The organism is Haliea atlantica (assembly GCF_054779855.1).
The window spans coordinates 40076-56346 of sequence record NZ_BAAGXL010000005.1; the positions used below are offsets into that span (position 1 = coordinate 40076).

A 16271-nucleotide genomic window follows, 5' to 3' on the forward strand; every position below is an offset into this window, starting at 1 on the left:
GGCCATGAAAACAAACACTATCGGGCGATTCTGTCGGCATGCCGCGCTGGCTGCTGTGGTGGCGGGGACAGCGGCGCTTGCGCCCCCGCTGCAGGCGCAGCAGCCCATCGACGAGAGTCCCTCGGAGGCGGAAATGATCGGCGACCTGCTGGTTGCGCGGCCGATCGGGGCGGTGATGACCGTCGCGGGCACTGCGGCCTTCCTGGTCAGTCTGCCGTTTACCGTCCTCGCGGGGAACGTCAGCGAGGCGGCGGAAACGCTGATGGTCGGGCCCGCGAAAACCACCTTCGTACGCTGCCTGGGCTGTCGCAAGCCGGGTTACAGCTACAAGGACATCGAAGCCAATCGTGCGCGCAAGGCGGCCGAGGCCGAAGCGGAGTACTAGTCCGGCCTTGCCCCCGGCAAGCAGTCTGGCCGGGAGCTGCAGCGCGCGAGCTCCCGGGTCACGCCGGGGCAATGATAGGTTCAGCCGCGGAAGCGTGCCTGCAGGGCCTCTGCGACCGGAGCCGGCACGAAGCTGCTGATATCGCCCTGCAGTGAGGCAATTTCCCGCACCAGCGATGAAGAAATGTAGGACAGGTGCTCTGCCGGGGTGAGGAAGACGCTTTCAAATTCCGGATCCATGGCCCGGTTCATGTTCGCCAGCTGAAATTCGTACTCGAAGTCCGCCACCGCCCGCAGGCCGCGCAGCACACAGCGTGATCCCTGGCTGCGGGCGAAATCAATCAGCAGGTTGCTGAAGCCCACCACCTCCACGTTGTCCAGGTGGGCCAGGGATGCGCGACACAGCTCAACACGCTCCTCCAGGCTGAACAGTGGTGTTTTTTTCTCGCTGTGGGCAATCCCCAGCACCACGCGGCCAAACAGGCGCGCGGCGCGCTCGGTGAGGTCAACGTGGCCATTGGTGATCGGGTCGAAGGTGCCGGGGTAAATGACCGTCTGGGTTTTCATGGGCTGCTCGCTGCCGGGTCTGCAAGGGGCGGATGGTAAACAGTCCCCGGTGCAGGTGCAATGCAGCCACTCCGCTCAGTCCAGCCGGTACAGCCGGCTGGTGACACCCCCGGCATGCTTTTCCCGGTGCAGTTGCCAGCTCGGGGGCACTGTGGGGGCGGGCTCCTCCCGGGCGGTCTCCACGTAGACGCAGGCGCCGGCGGACAGACAGTCGTGTTGAGCCAGCAGGTCGCAGATTGGCTGCACCAGTCCAGCGCCGAAGGGCGGGTCGACGAAGACAATGTCCCACGGGCCGGCGGCCGCGGCGACAAAGGCCTCGGCGCTGCCGCCGTGGCACTGGCCCGCCTTTTCGGCTTCCAGGGTACGCAGATGCTGTTCCAACTGCCGGATGGCTCCGGGCTCGCGGTCGACAAAATCGCAGTGCTCGGCCCCCCGTGACAGGGCTTCCAGCCCGAGTGCGCCACTGCCACAGAAGAGGTCCGCGCAACGTGCGCCGAGCACGTCCCCCATCAGCCAGTTGAACAGGGTTTCCCGAACCCGGTCAGTGGTCGGGCGCAGCCCCGGTGCCGCGTGAAAGCTCAGCCGCCGACCCCGCCAGCGCCCGCCGATAATGCGCAGCTCGCCGCGCCCGCCAACGGTCGACGGCGTCCTGCGGCCTGCTGTGTGTCGGGATTGTCTGCCCACCGGGAAATTTCTCCGCTTTCTGCAACAGTGGTAGGATACCGCGTTTCCCACGCCCTGATGTTTCGCCATTCCACGACGCGAGAGCCATGAAGTTTTTCAGACGCAAGAAATCCCGGCCTGAGGCAGATCGGGCCGCCGAGGCGGCCCCCCAGGTTGAGCCGGGCGCCGAGGCAGCCGAATCCCCCGAGCGCGCGGAGGCGGCGGTGGAAGCGGCCGCAGTACCGGCAACCAGCGCGGTTGTGCCCGAGACGAGTGCGGTGCCCGAGGTGGAAGAGACGCGGCCCGAAGCCGCCGTGGCGGCACAGGAGCCCCGCGAGACCGGCAAGAGTGGCGGCTTGTTCGCGCGTCTGAAGCGCGGATTGAGCCGGACCAGCGAGAATCTCGCGGAGGGGATCGGCAACCTGTTCCTGGGGCGCAAGGAAATCGATGCCGAGCTCCTGGAGGAACTGGAGTCGACGCTGCTGATGGCGGATGTCGGCGTCGACGCCACCATGGAGATCATCGAGCACCTGACACGGCGCGTTTCGCGCAAGGAGCTGACGCGCCCCGAGGCGCTGCAGGCCGCCTTGCAGGAAGAGTTGCTGGCGCTGTTGCAGCCCTGCGAGCAACCGCTGGACGTGGGGGGCAAAAAGCCCTACGTGCTTCTCATGGTGGGGGTCAACGGGGTGGGCAAGACCACCACCATCGGCAAGCTGGCGCGTCGTTTCCAGTCCGAGGGGCGCTCGGTAATGCTGGCGGCGGGGGACACCTTCCGCGCCGCCGCCGTGGAACAGCTGCAGGCCTGGGGGGATCGTCACCAGGTGCCAGTAATCGCCCAGCACACCGGGGCCGACAGTGCCTCGGTGATTTACGATGCCCTGCAGGCGGCTCAGGCGCGCGGGGTGGATGTGTTGATTGCCGATACCGCCGGGCGGCTGCACAACAAGGACAACCTGATGGAGGAGTTGCGCAAGGTGGTCCGGGTCATGGGCAAACTGGATGCCGGGGCACCCCACGAGGTGATGCTGGTGCTGGATGCCGGCACCGGCCAGAACGCGCTGGCCCAGGCCAGCCAGTTCCAGGAGGTCGTGGGTGTCACTGGCCTGACCCTGACCAAGCTGGACGGGACCGCCAAGGGCGGCGTGATCTTCGCCATTGCTCGCAAGCTGGGCCTGCCGATCCGCTATATCGGTATCGGCGAGACCGCGGAAGACCTGCGGCCCTTCGCCGCCGAGCCCTTCATTCGCGCCCTGTTCGGGAGCGACGAAGCGCGCGGATGATCACCTTCGAGCGGGTCAGCAAGCGTTACGCTGAGGGCCGCGATGCCCTCAGCGAGGTCAGCTTCGAGATCCGCCCCGATGAACTGGTGTTTCTCACTGGCCATTCCGGCGCCGGCAAGAGTACGTTGCTGCGCCTGATCATGCTGATGGAACGTCCCACTCGCGGTCGTGTCACGGTGGATGGGCGCGACCTGGCCCGGGTCGGTCGCCGCGGCATTCCCCGGCACCGCCGCGATATCGGCGTGGTGTTCCAGAATCACCAGCTGCTGATGGACCGCAATGTGTTCCACAATGTCGCGCTGCCCCTGGTCATTGCCGGTCACGATCATCGCGAAATTGGTCGCCGGGTGCGCGCTGCCCTGGACAAGGTCGGCCTGTTACCGCGGGAGCGGGCGCTGCCGGTCAGCCTGTCCAGTGGCGAGCAGCAGCGGGTGGGCATCGCCCGGGCGGTGGTGGGGCGCCCGCGGATTCTGCTGGCGGACGAGCCCACCGGCAACCTCGACCCGGCCCTTTCCGCGGAGATCATGCAGTTGTTCGAGGCCTTCAGCCGGGTCGGGGTAACCGTGTTGATTGCCAGCCACGACCTGACGCTGATTTCCCGCCTGCACCACCGCATCCTCACACTGCGCGAGGGGCGCCTGGTGGGGAGCGGAGGCCCGTGAGTCGCGAGCGCGTCCTGCGCCGGGACGGCGCCATCAGCAGCCGCGCGGGCTTGCTGGATCGCGGCCGCGCCTGGCTGAGTCATCACCGGGATTCTGCCGCTGACAGCCTTGGCCGCCTGCTGGCGCGGCCCCTGGGCAGCCTTCTGACCTGCCTCGCCATCGGTATCGTGCTCGCTCTGCCCGCGGTTCTCGCCCAGGCACTGGAAGAATTCCGCCAGCTGAGCGGCGACTGGCAGGCTCCCGACCGCATCTCCCTCTTCCTGCGGGAGAGTGTCAGCGAGGAGGCTGCCCTGGCCTGGCGCGAGGAGCTGGAGGCATTACCCGCCGTAGCCCGGGTGGATTTTTTGTCCCGCGATGATGCCCTGGTGGAATTTCGCGAGCTCAGCGGTTTTGCCGACGTGCTGGATGGTCTGGAGCAGAATCCCCTGCCGCACCTGCTGCTGGTGGCGCCGGCGGCATCGGAGCAGGCTGCACAGCTGCGAGCGCGCCTGCTGCGGGACGAGCGTGTCGCGGAGGCGGTCCTGGACAGCGCCTGGCTGGCGCGACTGCAGCAACTCACCGACCTGGGACGTCGGGTGGTATGGGTGCTGGGTGGCCTGCTGTTGCTGGGCGTGGTGCTGATCCTGGGCAACACGCTGCGGCTGGCGATCGAGAGTCGCCGCGAGGAAATCCTGGTGGTCAAGCTGGTCGGTGGCAGCGATGCGTTCGTGCGGCGACCGTTTCTTTACACCGGCCTCTGGTACGGGGTCGGCGGCGGACTCTGCGCGGGCCTGCTGGTGGTAGCGGTTTTTGCCCTGGTCGGGCCCGCCGCGACCGAGCTAGCGGCACTCTACGGCGCGCGGTCATCCCCCCTGGGACCCGAGCCGATGGCGATTCCCTACCTGGTCCTGCTGGGTGCGGTGCTGGGCCTGGCCGGCGCCTGGCTGGCGGTCTCCCGGCATCTCGGCGACATAGAGCCATCTTAAGCCCAAGTCACTGATATGCCTGAATAAAAATGCCTGGCCAGGGAACTTTTCCGGGGTTAGCACTCTAATAACAGGAGTGCTAAACTAGCGCCATGACAGATGGAGAAGATCGCATGAGCAAGACCCTGCAGCCCCTCTACCAGATGGCACCGGGGGCCAATCTGACCGCCTATGTGCAGGCGGTCAGCAGCATTCCACTGCTCACACCCGAGCGCGAGCGCGAGCTGGCGGAGGACCTCTACTACAACGACAACCTGGAAGCGGCCCGGGAGCTGGTGATGTCTCACCTGCGTTTCGTGGTGCACATCGCGCGCAGCTATTCCGGCTACGGCCTCGCCGAGGCCGACCTGATCCAGGAGGGCAATGTCGGCCTGATGAAGGCGGTACGCCGCTTCAATCCCGAGAAGGGCGTCCGCCTGGTCTCCTTTGCGGTGCACTGGATCAAGGCCGAAATGCACGAATTCATTCTGCGCAACTGGCGCATCGTGAAGGTGGCCACGACCAAGGCCCAGCGCAAACTGTTCTTCAATCTGCGCAGTGCGAAAAAAAGCCTCGCCTGGTTGACCAGTGAGGAGGCCCAGGCGGTGGCCAGCGAGCTGGGGGTGGACGTCGCCGAAGTGCAGCGTATGGAAGGCCGTCTCAGCAGCCGCGACCTGGCTTTTGACGCGCCGGTGGACAGCGATGACGAGGACAGCTGGCAGGCCCCGCAGTACTACCTGGAGGATCAACGTTCGGATCCGGCCGTGGCGGTTGAGTCCGACGACTGGCAGGAGAGCAGCGAGGAGAAGCTCTACCTGGCCCTGGATGGCCTCGACGAGCGCAGCCGCGACATCCTGGCCCAGCGCTGGCTCGCGGAGAGCAAGGCGACACTGCACGAGCTGGCGGCCAAGTACTCGGTTTCCGCCGAGCGCATTCGTCAGCTGGAGCAGAACGCCATGAAAAAACTGCGGGCGGCAATGGTCGCCTGATGGGCCCGCAATTCATTGCCACCGCCGCGATCAGTGGCCTCCTGGCGGTCGTCTTTGGCGCCTTTGGTGCCCACGCCCTGAAGGCGCGCCTGGACGACTATGCCCTGGGCGTGTTCGAAACCGCGGTCCAGTATCACTTCACCCACTCCCTGGCGTTGCTGGCTGTCGGCATCATTGCCCTGCAGTATCCCGGTATCGCCCTGCTGCGCAGCAGCGGCTGGCTGTTTCTCTGCGGGTTGCTGGTCTTTTCCGGCAGCCTCTACCTGCTGGCACTGACTGGCCAGCGCTGGCTGGGGGCGGTGACGCCCCTCGGCGGCCTCGCCTTTATCGCCGGTTGGGGCTGCCTGGCCGCCGCCAGCTGGAAACTGTTTCCCTGAAACCATGAACGACGCCCCCGACGCCGGACAACGGCGAGCCATCCGCAGTTTTGTCCTGCGCCACGGTCGCATGACCGATGCCCAGCAGCGCGGCCTTGAGCACGGCTGGCCGCGCTTTGGTCTCGAGCACCGGGACGGTCTGCTGGATTATCCTCAGGTTTTCGGGCGGGAGGCACCCCGGGTATTCGAGATCGGCTTTGGCATGGGCCAGTCCCTGGTGGAAATGGCCGCGGCAGCGCCGGACACGGATTTCATCGGCGTGGAAGTGCACCGTCCGGGGGTCGGCAAGCTGCTGCACCTGATGGAAGAGCGCGGCGTGGAGAATATCCGCGTCTACTGCCACGACGCCGTCGAGGTCCTGCGCGACTGTATTCCCCCGGGCTCTCTGGATACCATCCAGATATTCTTCCCCGATCCCTGGCACAAGAAGCGCCATCACAAGCGTCGCCTGATCCAGCCCTCCTTCACCGCCTCACTGGTCACCTATCTCAAGCCGGGCGGCATCCTGCACCTGGCGACGGACTGGGAGAACTACGCCGAGCAGATGCTCGACGTGCTGTCTGCCACGCCGGGGCTGGAGAATACCGCCGGGGCCGGCGAGTACGCGCCGCGTCCGGATCACCGGCCCCTGACCAAGTTCGAGGCCCGGGGCGAGCGGCTCGGTCACGGGGTCTGGGATTTGTTGTTCCGGCGTGTCTAGGCGTCCTGGCGCCGGCACGGTAAGCCTGCGGTGCGCCGCCTTGCGCGGCCGGCCCCACGGAGCTCTACCCGAACCCCAACGCTAACGCCCGAAGCTAGAGAAACTCGGCAATCACCGAATCGAGGAAGCGCCGCCCCAGGGGGGTGGCGCGGATATTGCCCGTATCCGGGTTTTCCGCCAGCAGGCCCCGCGCCAGCATGGTGTCCAGGGCCGGTTGCAGGGAGTCCCGGTCCAGACCCGTGCGCGCCCGGTAGTCCGCCAGCAGAAAGCCCTCCCGCAGTCGCAGGGCGTTGAGTAGATACTCGCCCGGCAGGGCTTCCTGCTCCAGCCAGTCCTGTCGCGCCCGATGCTCGCCCCCGGTGGCCGACAGATAGGCCTCTGGCTGTCGCTTTTTCGCGTAGCGCTGAATGCGGCCATCGGGATGGCTGATCTTGCCGTGGGCGCCCGCACCAATGCCCAGGTAGTCGCCGAAGGTCCAGTAATTGCGGTTGTGCCGGCAGGCGTGGCCCGGAAGCGCCCAGGCGGACACCTCGTAATTTTCCAGCTCGGCGCCTTGCAGCAGGCCCTCGCCGGCGTCCTGGATGTCGGCCAGGGCATCCTCCACCGGCAAAAGCGGGGTATGCTTGTGGAATACCGTGTTCTGCTCGATGGTGAGCTGGTACCAGGACAGGTGGCCGCTGTTGTAATCCAGGGCCTGGCGCAGGTCGGCCAGGGCATCCGCCTCGGTCTGGCCGGGCAGACCGTGCATCAGGTCCAGATTGAGGCGGGAAAAGCCGGCCTCGCGGGCCGCGAGAATGGCTGCGTGGGCCTGGTCGCTGTCGTGAATCCGGCCGAGTGCCCGCAGTTGGTGATTGCCGAAGGACTGGATGCCCAGGGATAACCGGTTGATGCCCGCTTCCCGGTAGCCGGCGAAACGCGCGGCTTCGGCGCTACCGGGATTGGCTTCCAGCGTGGCCTCGAGATCCTCGGCCAGTGGCAGGCGCGCGGCAATGCCCTGCAGCAGGGTGCGAATGGCGCCGGCGCTGAACAGGCTCGGGGTACCGCCGCCAATGAACAGGGTCCGGACGCTGCGGCCCTGGGCCAGGGGCAAGTCGTTTTCCAGGTCCCGCAGCAGCGCCTCGACATAGGCCTGCTCGGGCAGGTTTTCGCGCTCGTGGGAGTTGAAGTCGCAGTAGGGGCACTTGCGCTCGCACCAGGGCAGGTGGATATACAGGCCGAGCGGCGGCAGTTCGGGCAGGCTCATTGGCGCTGACCCAGGGCCTCCAGCAGGGCCGCACTGGCGCGCGCGCGGTGGCTGATGCGGTTTTTCTCGGCGGCGTCCAGCTCGGCGGCGCTGCAGCCACACTCCGGAACCCAGAACAGTGGGTCATAGCCGAAGCCGCCATCGCCCCGTGGCGCCGCCAGGATGCGGCCTTCCCAGCTGCCGTTGCAGATCAGGGGGGTCGGGTCTGCGGGGTGGCGCAAATAAACCAGCACGCACTGGTAGCGCGCAGTGCGCCCGGATTCCGGCACCCCGTCCAGGGCCTCCAGCAGCTTCGCGTTATTGGCGGCATCGCCACCCTCCGCGTAGCGGGCGGAGCGGATACCCGGCGCGCCCTGCAGGGCATCGACCTCCAGGCCGGAGTCGTCGGCAATCGCCGGCAGCCCGCTGTGGGCGGCCGCGGCGCGGGCCTTGAGCAAGGCATTCTCGACAAAGGTCAGCCCGGTTTCTTCGACCTCGGGCATGCGGTAGTCGGATTGTGGGCGCAGGGTTACACCCAGGGGGGCCAGAATTCGCTGCAGTTCGGCCAGTTTGCCAGCGTTGCCACTGGCCAGGACAATCGTGGTGTCGCTCATTTTCAGTTCTCGTAGAGCTGTTTGCGCAGTTCAAAGCGGTAGCTGCGGGAGGCGCCCTCGGGGCGGAAGTCCACTTCGAAACGCAGCCATTCCTCGTCGATGAAGCGGAACTCGGCGATGTAGTAGATGGCCGGCCCCTCGCGGATCTCCTGGAACTCGAGGGTCTGCTGCTTGTTCAGCAGGTCGGTTGCGCTGCCCTGCAGGCGCATGGAGCGTGCCTCGGTGCTGCCGTCGTCCAGGTGTTCGCGAACTGCCAGGTTGAGGATGGCGTAGTTTCGGCCCCGGGTGAGCTGGTAGCGGGCGGCAATCTCCGGTGCCAGGAAACTGGTATTGACCACGCTGTAGTGCAGTTCATAGGGCCCGTAGCGCTCGGATAGCTGGGCCTGGGCCGGCAGGGCAAGTAGCGCCAGCAGGCAGGCAAACGGGGCCAGCCAGCGCTGGCGTTCGAGAAGTGTCAGGGGCAATGGCTTCACGGCGGGTACCTCAGCGGCTGATCAGGTAGATGGCGGTGAGGGCAAACAGGTTGGGCCATGCGCTGGCCAGCATCGGCCTGCCTGCGGTGTTGCCGACCATGTCCCGGGCCAGGATGCGGATGCCCCGCGCCTCGCACAGGGCCTCGAAATCCTTCACCGTGCAGAAGTGGATGTTGGGGGTGTCGTACCAGTGGTAGGGCATGAATTTGGAGACCGGCATGCGACCGCGGGTGCCCAGGTGGACGCGGCACAGCCAGTGGCCGAAATTGGGGAAGGTCACGATACCCTGGTGACCGATACGCAGCATTTCCTCCAGCACCCGGTCCGGGTAGTGCACCGCCTGCAGGGCGTGGGCCATGACCACCGTGTCGAAGCTGTGGTCGGGGAAGTTGCCCAGGCCGGCGTCCATGTCCTGCTCGACGATGTCCAGGCCGCGCCCGAGGGCCCGGGTGATCTTCTCCGGATTGATCTCCAGCCCCAGGCCGCGCACCCCCCGTTCCTGCTGCAGCCGCTGCAGGAATTCACCTTCGCCACAGCCCAGGTCGAGTACCCGGGAGCCCGGTGTAATCCAGCGCTGGATATGGGTCAGGTCGAGGCGCATCAGCGGTGTTCTCCCACGCGCCGCATCCAGGCGGCGAAAGTGTCCAGGTAGCGGGGGATGGGCATCAGGAAGGCATCGTGGCCCTCGTCCGCTTCGATCTCCGCGTAGCTGACCGGGCGGTCGGCGGCGATCAGGGCATCGACGATTTCCCGGGAGCGATGCGGCGAGAAGCGCCAGTCCGTGGAAAAGGAGATTACCAGGAAGCTGCAGCGGGCATGCCGGAACGCCGCCACCGGGTCATCGCCGTACTCCCGGGCCAGGTCGAACCAGTCCAGGGCCCGCGTCATCAGGATATAGGTGTTGGCGTCGAAGCTGCCGGAAAAGCGGCTGCCCTGGTAGCGCAGGTAGCTCTGGACCTGGAATTCCGCCTGGTCCTCGTCCCCCAGCTCCAGGCTGCCGCTGCGCAGGTCGCGACCGAATTTGCTCGCCATGGCATTGTCCGACAGATAGGTGATGTGGCCGACCATGCGCGCCAGGGACAGCCCGCGCGCGGGGACCTTGTCGGCTTTCAGGTAGTGGCCTTCGGCATAGTCGGGGTCCGACTGGATGGCCTGGCGGGCGATCTCGTTGAAAGCGATGTTCTGGGCGCTCAGGCGCATGGCGGAGGCAATGACTACGCAGTGGCGGACGCGATCCGGGTATTCCAGTGCCCAGCGCATGGCCTGCATGCCGCCCAGGCTGCCGCCGATGACCGCGGCCCAGGTGTGAATGCCCAGGCGGTCGGCCAGGCGCGCCTGGCTGTGCACCCAGTCGCGAACCCGCAGGGGTGGGAAGTCGGGGCCCCAGGGTTCGCCGGTTTCCGGGTTGATGCTGGCGGGCCCGGTGGAGCCGTGGCAACCGCCGAGGTTATTCAGGCTGACCACGAAAAAGCGGTTGGTATCGATGGGTTTGCCCGGGCCAATGCAGGCCTCCCACCAACCGGGCTTGCGATCCTCGTCACTGTGGTAGCCGGCGGCGTGGTGGTGGCCGCTCAGGGCATGGCAGATGAGTACGGCATTGCTGGCCTCGGCGTTCAGCGTGCCGTAGGTCTCATAGATCAGTTGGTAACGCGGCAACACCCGCCCGCAGGCGAGGGTCAGGGGCTGATCGAACTCAGCACACTGCGGGGTGACAATGCCGACACTGTCGGATTTCATGGCGTACTCAGAGGCCGATGACCAGGGCCGGTGGCAGACCCATGCCCGCGGCGAGATGGCGCAGGGCGATCTGGATCACGTTGATCAGGATGAATACCAGGATCGGCGAGAAGTCCAGCCCGCCTGCCGTGGGCAGCAGCCGGCGGAAGGGGGCCATGACCGGCTCGGTAACCTGGTAGAGGAGAATAATCGCGGGATGGCGCGACCCGCCTGCGACCCAGCTCAGAATGATCATGGCCAACAGGGCAAAAAAGTAGATGTTGACCACCAGGCCGACCAGGCCGACGCTGGCCCAGGCCAGCAACACCCCGATGTTGGGCAGCCCGGCGCGGTACAGGAGCAGCATGCTGATGATGGCCAGCAACTGCAGCAGCAGTGCGAGTAGCAGGGAGGCCATGTCCAGGCCGGCCAGGCCCGGGACTACCCGGCGCAGGGGCAGGACGAGGGGGTTGGTCACGCGCACCACGAACTGACTGATGGGGTTGTAGAAGTCTGCCCGCACGGCCTGGAGGATGAAACGCAGGAGCACAGCAAACAGTGCCAGGTGAATGAGCGTCTGGATCAGGTAGGCGAAGATTTCGTTGAAGGCCCCCACTCAGCTCGCTCCCATTTCTTCGGCGCGCTGCCGGGCAGCGTCCATGGCGTGATTGACCAGTTCGCGCAGGCCCTCGTGTTCGAAGCATTCCACGGCGCGCTCGGTGGTGCCGCCGGGGCTGGTGACCCGTCGCCGCAGCTCCATCAGGTCGGCGTCACCCTCCAGCGCCATGCGGGCAGCGCCCAGGGCTGTCTGCTGCGCCAGGGCGGTGGCGGTCTCGCGATCCAGACCCATGTCACAGGCGGCGTTGATCATGGCCTCGGTAAACAGGAAGAAATACGCCGGGCCGCTGCCGGAGAGTGCGGTGGCGGCGTCCAGGTCCGTCTCCCGGGGTACCCAGCGGGTAATGCCGACGGCGCCGAGCACGGTCTCCGCCAGCTTGCGCTGGGCGCTGGAGACCTGCGGGCTGGCGTAGAGTGCGGTGGCACCGGCACCCACCAGCGCCGGCGTGTTGGGCATGCAGCGCACGACCGGGGTCTGCTCGCCGAGGGCAGCTTGAATGGTTCCCAGGGTGGTGCCCGCCGCGATCGAGATAACCAGGGCCCCGGTGCTGGCCACGGCCTCGCGGATCTCGGCCATGGCCTGATCCATGATCTGCGGCTTGACCGCCAGTACGACCACGTCGCTGCCGGTACAGGCCTCGGCATTGTCGCTGTACAGCGCCAGGTTACCCAGTTGGCGCAGCCGCTCGTGGCTGGCCGGCAGGGGGTCGGCGGCACGCAGCGATGTCGCCGGATAGCCGCTGGCGAGGAGGCCGCCGAGAATGCTGGCGGCCATGTTGCCGGCGCCGATAAAGGTCAGGGTTGCAGTCGCCAAGAAGTCACCTATCCCGTGAGCTTGCAAATAGGCCAGTATACACGGCGGCCGCGGGCAAAATCATCCGTTGTCGGTCCCTTCCGGGCCGCCCGCGGAGCTCTCTGTCAGCCCGCTGGACGCGGGCGCGGGCCGAACAGGTCGGTGCCGATGCGCACCAGGGTGGAGCCCTCGGCAATGGCCGCTTCCAGGTCGCCGGACATTCCCATGGACAGGGTATCCAGCCCGGACGGCAGGCCCTCCAGGCAGTGGCGCAGGGCGGCAAAGGCGCGCCGCTGGGCGTCGACATCATCGCTTGCCGCCGGAATGGCCATCAGGCCGCGCAGTTGCAGACGTGGCAGCGCTGCCACGGCGCGGGCCAGCTCCGGCAGGGCCTCGGGGGTCACACCCGCCTTGCTGGCTTCGCCGGAGACATTCACCTGCAGACAGACCTGCAGTGGCGGCATGGTCGGCGGGCGCTGCTCGCTGAGGCGGCGCGCCACCTTCTCCCGGTCCACGCTGTGCACCCAGTCGAAGGCCTCGGCGATGGGCCGGGTCTTGTTCGATTGGATCGGCCCGATGAAGTGCCACTCCAGGTCCAGGTCCCGCAGCTGCTCCATTTTTTCCCGGGCTTCCTGCAGGTAGTTTTCACCGAAGGCGCGGAGGCCCAGGACTGCGGCCTCGCGGATCTCTTCGGCACTGCGGGTCTTGCTAACCGCGAGGATGCGAACACTCTCGGGCTGGCGCTGGTATTTTTCCGCCGCGAGACGTACTCTTTCGAGCAGCCGGGCATAGTTGTGCTGTAGGGTTTTCGCGTCCATGGGGCGCATAGTAGCGTTTCGCGTCCCCGCCGGCGAGACAGTCGCCGGACGTGGCAGCGGTTTCCAGGAGGAACACTGTGGATATCACCGAGCTTCTCGCCTTCAGCGCCAAACAGGGCGCCTCGGACTTGCACCTGTCGGCGGGTCTGCCTCCCATGATCCGGGTCGACGGCGACGTGCGCCGCATCAACCTGCCGCCCCTGGAGCACAAGCAGGTCCACGACCTGATCTACGACATCATGAACGACAAGCAGCGCCGGGACTACGAGGAGTTCCTGGAGACGGACTTCTCGTTTGAAGTCCCCGGCGTGGCGCGCTTCCGGGTCAACGCCTTCAACCAGAACCGCGGCTCGGGCGCGGTATTCCGCACCATTCCCTCCAAGGTCCTGACCATGGAGGACCTGGGCATGGGGCAGGTCTTCCGCGATATCTGCATGATGCCCCGGGGGCTGGTACTGGTGACCGGCCCGACCGGCTCGGGCAAGTCGACCACCCTGGCGGCGATGATCGACTACATCAACGACCACAAGTACGAGCATATCCTCACCATCGAGGATCCGATCGAATTCGTGCACGACAGCAAGAAGTGCCTGGTGAACCAGCGCGAGGTACACCGCGACACCCTGGGCTTTGCCGAGGCCCTCCGCTCCGCCCTGCGGGAGGACCCGGACATCATCCTGGTGGGGGAGATGCGCGACCTGGAGACGATTCGCCTGGCCCTCACGGCTGCCGAGACCGGTCACCTGGTGTTCGGCACGCTGCATACGACCTCCGCCGCCAAGACCATCGACCGGGTGGTTGACGTCTTTCCCGCCGCGGAGAAAGACATGGTTCGCTCCATGCTTTCCGAGTCGCTGCAGGCGGTGGTATCCCAGACGCTGCTCAAGCGCGTCAACGGAGGGCGGGTCGCGGCCCACGAGATCATGCGCGGCACCTCGGCCATTCGCAACCTGATCCGCGAAGACAAGGTGGCGCAGATGTACTCGGCGATCCAGACCGGTCAGGCGGTGGGCATGCAGACCATGGACCAGAGCCTGTTGCAATTGGTGGAAAAGCGCATCGTCAGTCGCGATGTCGCCCGCGAGAAGGCGCGTATGCCGGAAAATTTCTGAGGCCCGGAGGGCAGCAGCCATGCGAATCGAAGATCTCCTGCGCAGCATAATTGAAAAGAAAGCGTCGGATGGGTTCATCACTGCCGGAGCGCCGCTGGCGATCAAGGTCGATGGTCAGGTCTACCCGATCAGCGACCATCGACTCAGTGAGGATGAGGCACGGGCGCTGGTGCTCTCGGCGATGAACGAGAGCCAGCAGGAGGAGTTCCTGCGCACCCGGGAGTGCAATTTTGCCCTGGCGCGGGATGATATTGGCCGCTTTCGCGCCAGCGCGCTGGTGCAGCGCGGTCGCTTCGAGCTGGTGCTGCGTCGCATCGAGACGGTGATTCCCGAAATCGACGATCTCGGGCTGCCGCGGATCATCAAGGACCTGTCGATGACCAAGCGCGGGCTGGTGATCTTCGTGGGTGCCACCGGCACCGGCAAGTCGACCTCACTGGCGGCCATGGTCGGCTACCGCAATCAGAACAGTCGCGGCCACATCATCAGTATCGAGGACCCGATCGAGTTCATCCACGAGCACGGCAAGTGCCTGGTGACCCAGCGGGAAGTGGGGGTGGATACCGAGTCCTTTGACGTGGCCCTCAAGAACACCCTGCGCCAGGCGCCCGATGTGATCCTGATCGGGGAAGTGCGCTCCGCCGAGACCATGTCACAGGCGCTGACCTTTGCCGAGACCGGCCACCTCTGCCTCTGCACCCTGCACGCCAACAACGCCAACCAGGCCCTGGACCGCATCCTGAGTTTCTTCCCCTCGGATCTTCACCATCAGGTGTGGATGGACCTGTCCCTCAACCTCAAGGCGATGGTGGCCCAGCAGTTACTGCCGCGAAAGGACGGCAAGGGGCGGACGCCAGTGGTGGAGATCCTGCTCAACACGCCGCTGGTGCAGGACTACATCCGCAAGGGCGAAGTGCACCTGATCAAGGAGCTGATGGCCAAGTCCACCGAGCTTGGCATGCAGACCCTGGACCAGTCATTGATCCAGTCCTACAAGGACAATCTCATCAGCGTGGAAGAGGCGCTGCGTTACGCCGACTCCGCCAACGAAGTGCGCCTGGCGATCAAGATGTTCGAGAAGGGGCGCAGCGGTTTCGAGGCTCACGAGGACCTGTCCTTCGACGAGGCCGACCGCGGCCGCTTCATGGGGCGCTGAAAACTCGCCATCAGTTCCACGTGGGGCGTGTGGGGGAACAGGTCCAGGGGCTGGATGGCCTCGGTAGTAAAGCCGGCCTCGAGCAGGTGGCGGACATCCCGGCGGAAGGTGGCGACGTCGCAGGCGATGTACAGGACCACCGCCAGGGATTTCCAGCCCGCCAGCGCCTCGGGCATCAGGGCAAAGCCGTCCCGGGGTGGGTCCAGCACCAGCAGTCGCGGTTTCGCCAGGGCCTGCCGGGTTTGCGCCAGGCCTGCAGCCTGGAACAAATTGCAGGCCAGTGACCTGACCCCTGGCAGGTTCCGGGCTGCGAGCCTGTCGATGGCCTCTCCCTGCCCCTCTACCGCCAGTATGTGCGCAAACCCGCGGGCGCTGAGTACTTCGGTGAAGTTGCCCGAGCCGGCAAACAATTCCACCACCGGCCAGTCCCCGGGCAGGGCGTCGACGGTTTGCCGCAGCCAGTCCCGCATGCGCTGGTTCTGGGCGCTGTTGCCCTGCTGGAAGGGGCGCCGGCTGTTGATCGATGCCTGACCCACCGCCAGGTCTTCGTCAATATCCAGGGTGGTCCAGTCCTGTTTGCGAGCTGGTCGCCAGGCGGCCTCGGGTAGTCGCTCGCGCAGGGTCGCCAGGGTTTCGCGGTTGTGCCGGCTGAGAATGGGGCAGTCCTGGACATCCACCAGCTGGCGGCTGTTGCTTGCCACATAGCCCAGGCTCTGGCCGTCGCTTTTCAATTGCGCGCGATTGCGGTAGCCGAGTGTCAAGGGGGAGGGCAGAACCGGGCGCACCGCAGTATCCAGACCGAGCCCCGCCAGCGCCTGCCGCACGCGCGCTTCCTTGGCTGCCAGCTGGGCCGGGTAGCTCATGAATTGCCAGGGGCAGCCGCCGCAGTGCCCCGGGCCGACCCCGTGGTGTACACAGGGCGGTTGCATGCGTTCCGGGTGGGCCTCCTCCAGGGCCACCAGCTGGGCAAAGCCGTGGCGCTTGCGGAAGCCGCTGACACGGAACTGCGCGAATTCGCCGGGCCAGACGCCGGGAACAAAGAACACCTGTCCATCCGGGTGAGGCACGATGCCGCTGCCATCGGAGGCGAGGTCGCGAACGCGGGCGGTGAACAGTTCGTGGAGTCGGGGCATGGCGGGGCATTCGCTTCGGCAGATCGGGGCAGGCGCGTATTATGACAGAG

General features: G+C 66.3%; 20 protein-coding genes. 9 read left to right on the forward strand and 11 right to left on the reverse strand.

Annotated features, from left to right (window positions below):
* Positions 1–4: 4 nt before the first annotated feature.
* Positions 5–385, forward strand: a complete 381-nt coding sequence (locus ACYVGS_RS05390; RefSeq protein WP_460587637.1) for a hypothetical protein — start codon at positions 5–7, stop codon at positions 383–385.
* 80 nt (positions 386–465) lie between these two features.
* Here ACYVGS_RS05390 and coaD read toward each other — a convergent pair whose 3' ends face one another.
* Positions 466–951 carry a pantetheine-phosphate adenylyltransferase gene (gene coaD / locus ACYVGS_RS05395; protein ID WP_460587638.1) on the reverse strand — a complete coding sequence of 162 codons (486 nt, stop codon included), beginning with the start codon at positions 949–951 and terminating at the stop codon, positions 466–468.
* A gap of 75 nt (positions 952–1026) precedes the next feature.
* The gene (gene rsmD / locus ACYVGS_RS05400) at positions 1027–1635 is read right to left on the reverse strand and encodes an RsmD family RNA methyltransferase (protein ID WP_460587639.1); all 609 of its coding nucleotides are present in this window, start codon (positions 1633–1635) and stop codon (positions 1027–1029) included.
* An 86-nt stretch (positions 1636–1721) separates the two neighbouring features.
* On the opposite strand from rsmD, the gene ftsY reads away from it, so the two are divergent.
* The 6 genes from ftsY to trmB all read left to right on the forward strand — a co-directional run bounded on the left by ftsY (position 1722) and on the right by trmB (position 6566).
* Complete coding sequence (gene ftsY / locus ACYVGS_RS05405; RefSeq protein ID WP_460587640.1) at positions 1722–2894, forward strand: signal recognition particle-docking protein FtsY; 1173 nt, start codon at positions 1722–1724, stop codon at positions 2892–2894.
* Positions 2891–3556, forward strand: coding sequence for a cell division ATP-binding protein FtsE (ftsE, locus tag ACYVGS_RS05410; protein ID WP_460587641.1), 666 nt, complete (start codon positions 2891–2893; stop codon positions 3554–3556). Before ftsY ends, ftsE begins: the two co-directional genes overlap by 4 nt.
* Positions 3553–4521, forward strand: coding sequence for a cell division protein FtsX (ftsX, locus tag ACYVGS_RS05415; protein WP_460587642.1), 969 nt, complete (start codon positions 3553–3555; stop codon positions 4519–4521). Before ftsE ends, ftsX begins: the two co-directional genes overlap by 4 nt.
* A gap of 113 nt (positions 4522–4634) precedes the next feature.
* Positions 4635–5489: an RNA polymerase sigma factor RpoH gene (gene rpoH / locus ACYVGS_RS05420; protein ID WP_460587643.1), complete on the forward strand. Its 855-nt coding sequence runs from the start codon at positions 4635–4637 to the stop codon at positions 5487–5489.
* The gene (locus ACYVGS_RS05425) at positions 5489–5866 is read left to right on the forward strand and encodes a DUF423 domain-containing protein (RefSeq protein ID WP_460587644.1); all 378 of its coding nucleotides are present in this window, start codon (positions 5489–5491) and stop codon (positions 5864–5866) included. The genes rpoH and ACYVGS_RS05425 overlap by 1 nt, the downstream gene beginning before the upstream one ends.
* 4 nt (positions 5867–5870) lie before the next feature.
* Positions 5871–6566 carry a tRNA (guanine(46)-N(7))-methyltransferase TrmB gene (trmB, locus tag ACYVGS_RS05430; protein WP_460587645.1) on the forward strand — a complete coding sequence of 232 codons (696 nt, stop codon included), beginning with the start codon at positions 5871–5873 and terminating at the stop codon, positions 6564–6566.
* 94 nt (positions 6567–6660) lie between these two features.
* Here trmB and hemW read toward each other — a convergent pair whose 3' ends face one another.
* The 8 genes from hemW to ACYVGS_RS05470 all read right to left on the reverse strand — a co-directional run bounded on the left by hemW (position 6661) and on the right by ACYVGS_RS05470 (position 12820).
* Positions 6661–7809, reverse strand: a complete 1149-nt coding sequence (hemW, locus tag ACYVGS_RS05435) for a coproporphyrinogen-III oxidase family protein (protein WP_460587646.1) — start codon at positions 7807–7809, stop codon at positions 6661–6663.
* Positions 7806–8402 carry a non-canonical purine NTP pyrophosphatase gene (rdgB, locus tag ACYVGS_RS05440; protein ID WP_460587647.1) on the reverse strand — a complete coding sequence of 199 codons (597 nt, stop codon included), beginning with the start codon at positions 8400–8402 and terminating at the stop codon, positions 7806–7808. Before rdgB ends, hemW begins: the two co-directional genes overlap by 4 nt.
* 2 nt (positions 8403–8404) lie before the next feature.
* Positions 8405–8875, reverse strand: coding sequence for a DUF4426 domain-containing protein (locus ACYVGS_RS05445; RefSeq protein WP_460587648.1), 471 nt, complete (start codon positions 8873–8875; stop codon positions 8405–8407).
* A gap of 10 nt (positions 8876–8885) precedes the next feature.
* Positions 8886–9476 (reverse strand): class I SAM-dependent methyltransferase, encoded by a 591-nt coding sequence (metW, locus tag ACYVGS_RS05450; RefSeq protein ID WP_460587649.1) that lies wholly within the window; start codon positions 9474–9476, stop codon positions 8886–8888.
* Positions 9476–10612, reverse strand: a complete 1137-nt coding sequence (metX, locus tag ACYVGS_RS05455) for a homoserine O-acetyltransferase (RefSeq protein ID WP_460587650.1) — start codon at positions 10610–10612, stop codon at positions 9476–9478. The genes metW and metX overlap by 1 nt, the downstream gene beginning before the upstream one ends.
* A gap of 7 nt (positions 10613–10619) precedes the next feature.
* On the reverse strand, positions 10620–11207 hold the full coding sequence (locus tag ACYVGS_RS05460; RefSeq protein WP_460587651.1) for a YggT family protein: 588 nt from the start codon (positions 11205–11207) through the stop codon (positions 10620–10622).
* Positions 11208–12023 (reverse strand): pyrroline-5-carboxylate reductase family protein, encoded by an 816-nt coding sequence (gene proC, locus ACYVGS_RS05465; RefSeq protein ID WP_460587652.1) that lies wholly within the window; start codon positions 12021–12023, stop codon positions 11208–11210.
* A 104-nt stretch (positions 12024–12127) separates the two neighbouring features.
* Complete coding sequence (locus tag ACYVGS_RS05470; RefSeq protein ID WP_460587887.1) at positions 12128–12820, reverse strand: YggS family pyridoxal phosphate-dependent enzyme; 693 nt, start codon at positions 12818–12820, stop codon at positions 12128–12130.
* A gap of 77 nt (positions 12821–12897) precedes the next feature.
* On the opposite strand from ACYVGS_RS05470, the gene ACYVGS_RS05475 reads away from it, so the two are divergent.
* Positions 12898–13932 (forward strand): type IV pilus twitching motility protein PilT, encoded by a 1035-nt coding sequence (locus ACYVGS_RS05475; protein WP_460587653.1) that lies wholly within the window; start codon positions 12898–12900, stop codon positions 13930–13932.
* Positions 13933–13951: 19 nt separating this feature from the next.
* Positions 13952–15088, forward strand: a complete 1137-nt coding sequence (locus tag ACYVGS_RS05480; RefSeq protein ID WP_460587654.1) for a PilT/PilU family type 4a pilus ATPase — start codon at positions 13952–13954, stop codon at positions 15086–15088.
* Here the strand turns inward: ACYVGS_RS05480 and ACYVGS_RS05485 are convergent.
* Positions 15034–16221 (reverse strand): class I SAM-dependent RNA methyltransferase, encoded by a 1188-nt coding sequence (locus tag ACYVGS_RS05485; protein ID WP_460587655.1) that lies wholly within the window; start codon positions 16219–16221, stop codon positions 15034–15036. The genes ACYVGS_RS05480 and ACYVGS_RS05485 overlap by 55 nt on opposite strands.
* Positions 16222–16271: the final 50 nt, after the last annotated feature.

Bases quoted from the DNA above. Each gene is read 5' to 3' on its own strand.
- ACYVGS_RS05390 (WP_460587637.1), top strand. From the start codon at position 5: ATGAAAACAAACACTATCGGGCGATTCTGTCGGCATGCCGCGCTGGCT.
- coaD (WP_460587638.1), bottom strand. From the start codon at position 951: ATGAAAACCCAGACGGTCATTTACCCCGGCACCTTCGACCCGATCACC.
- ftsY (WP_460587640.1), top strand. From the start codon at position 1,722: ATGAAGTTTTTCAGACGCAAGAAATCCCGGCCTGAGGCAGATCGGGCC.
- ftsE (WP_460587641.1), top strand. From the start codon at position 2,891: ATGATCACCTTCGAGCGGGTCAGCAAGCGTTACGCTGAGGGCCGCGAT.
- rpoH (WP_460587643.1), top strand. From the start codon at position 4,635: ATGAGCAAGACCCTGCAGCCCCTCTACCAGATGGCACCGGGGGCCAAT.
- ACYVGS_RS05425 (WP_460587644.1), top strand. From the start codon at position 5,489: ATGGGCCCGCAATTCATTGCCACCGCCGCGATCAGTGGCCTCCTGGCG.
- trmB (WP_460587645.1), top strand. From the start codon at position 5,871: ATGAACGACGCCCCCGACGCCGGACAACGGCGAGCCATCCGCAGTTTT.
- hemW (WP_460587646.1), bottom strand. From the start codon at position 7,809: ATGAGCCTGCCCGAACTGCCGCCGCTCGGCCTGTATATCCACCTGCCC.
- rdgB (WP_460587647.1), bottom strand. From the start codon at position 8,402: ATGAGCGACACCACGATTGTCCTGGCCAGTGGCAACGCTGGCAAACTG.
- metW (WP_460587649.1), bottom strand. From the start codon at position 9,476: ATGCGCCTCGACCTGACCCATATCCAGCGCTGGATTACACCGGGCTCC.
- metX (WP_460587650.1), bottom strand. From the start codon at position 10,612: ATGAAATCCGACAGTGTCGGCATTGTCACCCCGCAGTGTGCTGAGTTC.
- ACYVGS_RS05470 (WP_460587887.1), bottom strand. From the start codon at position 12,820: ATGGACGCGAAAACCCTACAGCACAACTATGCCCGGCTGCTCGAAAGA.
- ACYVGS_RS05480 (WP_460587654.1), top strand. From the start codon at position 13,952: ATGCGAATCGAAGATCTCCTGCGCAGCATAATTGAAAAGAAAGCGTCG.
- ACYVGS_RS05485 (WP_460587655.1), bottom strand. From the start codon at position 16,221: ATGCCCCGACTCCACGAACTGTTCACCGCCCGCGTTCGCGACCTCGCC.